This window comes from Collinsella sp. LCP19S3_D3, assembly GCF_052121455.1.
GTDB lineage: Bacteria > Actinomycetota > Coriobacteriia > Coriobacteriales > Coriobacteriaceae > Collinsella.
This window is the reverse complement of sequence record NZ_JBQKEF010000049.1, coordinates 1-1,335: the sequence shown is the minus strand read 5'-3', so window position 1 is coordinate 1,335 and position 1,335 is coordinate 1. Positions and strand designations below refer to the sequence as shown.

The following is a 1,335-nucleotide window of genomic DNA, read 5'->3' as shown; positions in this document are numbered from 1 at the left end:
TCCGATCTCCCGGGGCCGGCCGATCCGGCCCTCAGGGTATCGGGTTCCCACATTCATCCGCACATGTACGGATGAATGTGGGAGGTGTTCGGATAAAGTTGATAATCAAGGTTGCAGATTCGTGCACATTACAGTGGTGAACAAATGTTCAGGGCGAGCCACGATTGATGTATACTCAAGTTGAGCATGGGACGCATCTGGCAGCGCCCTCCGCCGTTTAGCTTTCGTGGCGCTTTCGCGCCATACGACAGCCGTCTCGACATGGGCGGCTGTCGTTATATTACGGGCCTAGAGCCCGCTACTTGCTCAGAATGGCCTCTGTCTATTTCATACGTTTTGTTTACTATTATTTTCAGCCGATAATTCTGATCCCAAAGTATTCTGTGCTTATATATAATTGATGATTGCTGTAATCTTTAGCGGTAATAACACTTCTTGACATCTCCTATGAAAGACTGTCAGAAATTCTCAACAATATAAGATTAAATAAATAGCCAAAAAACTAGAGCCGATATGCAACTAAATTTGCATATCGGCTCTAGAACGTCTGCACACCCATTACATGCACAAAACATCAAGGACAATTGCATTTAAGCCTTCGCCATAACCTTTACCAGGAACAGCCCAACGTCCATTTAGGTCCGTCGTCTTGGGAGCACACCCACGGGAAACAAGATTAAAGCGTGGGTCAATACACGGATTATTCAAAGGATCAGTTGTTGCGTACGCTTTTAAATGCTGCGTCTGAACCCTAAGCCCTTCTCTAACGGAAGAAAAAGTATATCCGGGATTTCCAGGGCCAGTGGCTCCAACACCACCGAAATTGCACTGGTTTGCCTGGACCAAATTTCCGAATCTTAAATAGCCCGTCTCTTTCATGACTTGAGCATATAAAACTTCAGGACATACTCCCTCAAATGAGGCTTCTTCGTAAAGAATCTTACAAAACTCATCAATAGAGGCGCTGCCTTTGCTTTTATACACGCTTGTTGGATAAGTTTGCTTACCAACAGTCCTACTGTAATGAGCGGCAGCATCCTCGTAAGAAGTGAAAGACGAGGACATTATATAGCCCTCAAATCCGGTCATGCTCGAACCATTACGGTGCTCTTTCATCCCATATTCGAGATAGTGGCAATAATACGCTTTTAAATTACTTCCGTAAGCCTTTCTAAGATCGAGATATCTCGTTTTATAACTATAAACGTCGAACGCCTCGGAGCTGCGGCGGCCCTCCGACATGCCGTAGTTGACGAAGTGCCGCAGGACGGCCGAGTCGTCGACCATAGTCACGCCGCCGTAGGTCGACTTGGTGAAGGCCTTCTCGACGTCTCC

Annotated in this window: 1 protein-coding gene; it reads right to left on the bottom strand. The window is 46.5% G+C overall.

Going from position 1 to position 1,335, the window contains the following annotated elements:
* Positions 1-558: 558 nt before the first annotated feature.
* On the bottom strand, positions 559-1,335 hold a 777-nt coding region (locus ACTQXM_RS08975), incomplete at its 5' end, for a glucosaminidase domain-containing protein (RefSeq protein WP_441537643.1).